Raw genomic sequence first — 3,716 nt, 5'->3', positions numbered from 1 at the left:
CTGATTCGACTACAGGTGAGATCAGTGAGAATTCTTTGAGTTGCATTCAACATCAGTGCATTCAGGGAATAACCCTCACCTTACCTGATTTTGGGCTTAACCGAACCGTATTGGGTGTGGGTGGGTGTGGGGTGTTAGAACGGGTCTGTTAGTGTAGCCATGTAGCTGATTTCGCAATCTCTGAGGTAATCAGCTTGCTCAGTTAGCTTAAAGTGCTGGCGTACCTCATTCTTAACTACACCATTGTTTAGCGTGTACATTAGCTTACCAACTTCAAGCCTGTCATCAATACCCATAAAAGACACTAGAAGTTCAATTACAGATTGGGTATTATCGCCGTCATAAGCCTTAGCAAAGTCTGGGTGGCTTGGTGTATGGGATACGGGAACAGGAGCGGGAACGGGAATAGCGACGGGCTGAGGTTCAGGAGCTACAACGGGTTGCACAGCGGGCCGCTGAGTTTCTGAAATTTCATCACAATCATCACTGTGACCATTCATAAGTAAATCCCAGCCGCCCTCGCTGCATAGAGACGTGTTGCATACTATTAATGGCTCGTTGCCATTTAGTGAAGTAGCTTCAGTGAATAACCCAGCTATAGGCTTAATTCCAGTCCAGTGTGCAGGTATTGACTCACGTACTTTACTCCCATTTTCTGATTTAAAACCACCAAAGGCACGTTCGACAAAGTTTTTTGGAATGATATTTTTCATGTGATTGATGAACTTGTTTTTCTGGAAAGTACCCGAATTAGCACTCTTACAGTAAGCGCAGTACATCGCGTACAGTTCATGGGTTTTGATTGTGTAACCCTCAGAAGGAACTAAGCATTGGTCAATAAAAGCCTTGGCAGAGTCGGAACTGATTGCCTGTGACATCTTAATAGATGCTGCTGTTTTATTTAGCTTAGAGGAGTTAATTAAAAGGTTGTTTCTTTCATCCCTTGGCATTGCTAAAGCCCAAGAAATAATGTCACCTTTAACCGCTTCTAGCTTGCCACCTAGTTCTGGATCAGGTGATTGATTACCTCTGCTCTTGGTGGCAATGTGTATCACCCGTCTGTCCCAACCTTCCCCAGTATTATCAATCTGTAGATAGTCCGTAGAAGCCATAGCAAAGCGACAATCCCACCGTTTATTGTAGCTAGAGGAAGCAAACAAAGGTCTACCGGAAAGTGGCCCGTTATCAACTAATTCATAGAATGGTAGAAGCCCACTTTTTTGAAAACCAGCTACATCAGGGAATACAACAAGCCTCGCACCAGTTAGGGTTTGGTGACGTTTATCAGCATTTTCTAAATCCCTAAAATCTGAGATAGAGCGTACATTTTCTTGGCTGTAAAGACTGCTGATTAAGCGCAAGATAGTACCTTTACCAGAACCACTAGAGCCAACTATATGAAGGAAGTATCCATATATGGCTGTGGGGTCAATAAACATCGCTATTACGGCTCTGAGCAATGGTATATTTTCCTCACCAATTGAGTTTTTTAAGAACTCTAAAAATACTTCGGGACATTCAGCATTTTTCTTGTAATCAGCCGCCACAGCAGCAGTGATAAAGTTTTCTCGGTGGTGGGCTTGCAACTCTCCTGTTCTTAAATCGACCGTGCCATTTTGAAAGCATAGGAGATGATTATTTGATATATCTTCATCCATCTGTAAGGCACTTCTGCAAAGCTTTATTGAGCTAGTCTTATTTTTATCAGTGAAGAATTGGTGTTTTTTAGTCCAGTTATCTTCATTACCCACCCATTTAAAAAGCTTTCTCAAGGTGTGACTAACTTTCTTTTCTATTTTGTCGTCCTTTTCGTGCTTCCAAAATCCTTTACCTGTGTAGTTAAAAAAGGATTGATTGAATACTTTATAATCTCCGTCGCCTCCTTCAAAATCTACATTAAGGATAGATTCCTCAACTGTGGTAGTTACCTCGTAAGCAGCATCATCTTTAGGTGGTGTGGTTTTTTTAGCTACACCCAGAATTTTATTTATCTTAGACCAACGCTTTAAATCTGCCTCATCTTTACTCAGACTGTATCCGAGTGCAGGTTGTGCATTTTTACTAATGGTTTTTATGATTGCCTGAACTCGCGCTGGATCTAAACCTAATTTACTACCACAACTAACTAAAACATCTTCACTGAGTCTGTAATCAACCTTATTCTCAATACACCAGTTTTTCCAACCATAAACATCATTCAAAGCTGTGGTTAATGCTTTTGACCTGTCAGTAGCGTCTGTACTACCTTCTAATATTGCAAGATTTTTAGAACTAATTAGCTGATGAAGAATATCAACCGATTTACCATCACCATTACCAATGGCTTGTGTTTTAGTGGCTACGCTTTCGCCAACCTCTAGTAAATCACCAGAAGCGATCGCAGCATTAGAGCGAGTAATAGCCTCATTCCAAAATGACTGTGACTCCTTAGTAGCTTGAATAACCGCTTGTTTTGTAACCTTTGATGTATTGGCTTTTGATTCGCTAACTGGGTAAATTCCGATTGATTCTACGTTAGGGATGATAAGTAATTCAGTAGGTCTGTTGTGGTTAATGTATGAACCCTTAGCACCAACTGAAGGAGCTAGAACTGTAAACCTACCTCTACCTAATGCTTCCCCAACATGAGTACCACCTGGGGTCATACTAAAGTTAGTGAAGCTTGGTTTTTCTGCAACTCTAAGTCCGATACGGTAGCCGCCGCTTTGGGTAGATTCAAGCCATACATTGTCTAAGCTTGGCAACTTATCTAATACTGATTGGTAAGCAGCTTTACAGGCATTAACATCATATTCAAATTTATCTAAATCAAAATCAAGCCAGATAATAAAGTCGTCACCCAAACACCCAATCCCTGTACGTTCATCCTGGAACCAGATAGCTAAGGTAGCTTCGCTTGGTTTCTTAGTTTGGTACTGCTTATGGTCAATTAATCTAGGGATGCCGTTAGCGTCAAAATAACTGGGTTTTTTGCCAGTAAGCATTGGTAATGGATTCCCAGTGGCAGCATCATACAGAATATTACCTGATTTATCTTTATCTAGGTACTTATCTGCTGACTGCGGGGGGACTACCGGAAGTACACTAACTCCAATAGATTGAAGGGCTTTGATTACTTCAGCAATTTCTTGAGTACGAGTAGAGACTGACATTTAAATGTTCCTTTGAGATTGTGTAATTTGTGGGGTTTAGCTACACCTAAGTCTAAAGTTCGCAGACCTAAAGCTGTAAAAGCGATTGCACCTACTCCACTGACTGAACTACCAGCTTTAAACAGTAGCGAAATCGACCCAATCATTCGGCGTATGGCTGCACTACTAGAAGATTTCTAAACAATAACAAGCCCTCCATATACAAGGCTGGAGGGCTATCAAAATCCATAAATTTACCATCACATCTTAACGCAAAAAGGGAATTTAAATGGCTCGTCCTAGAGGTACGCTCACAGGCTCAAAGCGTTTCAACAAGCCCACAGCAGAAACCATAAACCCACTGGAAATACTTTCAGATATCGCGTCTGGTGTACAGGGTGTAGCTACAATACTGCTCGGTTAAGGAGAAATAGAGGGTAAAACAAAGAAAATAGTGTTCGCGTAAATAATCCGCGAATAAGATGATTGGACTTACTTCTTCTCTTTGAGGCTATCGTACAAGTCCACCCAATTTTGACGAAGAGAGTCGATGCAGGAAGTTAAGTGATCGATTTGGGTTCTTCT

At 41.2% G+C, this 3,716-nt stretch carries 3 protein-coding genes; 1 reads left to right on the top strand and 2 read right to left on the bottom strand.

From position 1 onward, the window contains the following. Positions 1 to 134 precede the first annotated feature (134 nt). Together H6G97_RS47440 and H6G97_RS47435 are read right to left on the bottom strand one after the other, a co-directional pair. Complete coding sequence (locus tag H6G97_RS47440) at positions 135 to 3,152, bottom strand: primase-like DNA-binding domain-containing protein (RefSeq protein ID WP_190947295.1); 3,018 nt, start codon at positions 3,150 to 3,152, stop codon at positions 135 to 137. After that, entirely contained in the window at positions 3,113 to 3,298 is a 186-nt protein-coding gene (locus H6G97_RS47435) for a hypothetical protein (protein ID WP_190947294.1), read from the bottom strand. The genes H6G97_RS47440 and H6G97_RS47435 overlap by 40 nt, the downstream gene beginning before the upstream one ends. Before the next feature lie 122 nt (positions 3,299 to 3,420). On the opposite strand from H6G97_RS47435, the gene H6G97_RS55210 reads away from it, so the two are divergent. Then, positions 3,421 to 3,555: a hypothetical protein gene (locus H6G97_RS55210; RefSeq protein ID WP_277883462.1), complete on the top strand. Its 135-nt coding sequence runs from the start codon at positions 3,421 to 3,423 to the stop codon at positions 3,553 to 3,555. The last annotated feature ends 161 nt before the right edge of the window (positions 3,556 to 3,716 follow it).

Origin of the sequence: Nostoc flagelliforme FACHB-838 (assembly GCF_014698065.1) — a bacterium.
Classification (GTDB): domain Bacteria; phylum Cyanobacteriota; class Cyanobacteriia; order Cyanobacteriales; family Nostocaceae; genus Nostoc; species Nostoc flagelliforme_B.
The sequence above is the reverse complement of the archived record's forward strand: the minus strand, read 5'-3'. Positions and strand labels throughout refer to the sequence as shown.

What these genes read in the sequence shown, in the direction of transcription:
- H6G97_RS55210 (WP_277883462.1), top strand. Translation starts at nt 3,421, where the DNA reads ATGGCTCGTCCTAGAGGTACGCTCACAGGCTCAAAGCGTTTCAACAAG.
- H6G97_RS47440 (WP_190947295.1), bottom strand. Translation starts at nt 3,152, where the DNA reads ATGTCAGTCTCTACTCGTACTCAAGAAATTGCTGAAGTAATCAAAGCC.
- H6G97_RS47435 (WP_190947294.1), bottom strand. Translation starts at nt 3,298, where the DNA reads ATGATTGGGTCGATTTCGCTACTGTTTAAAGCTGGTAGTTCAGTCAGT.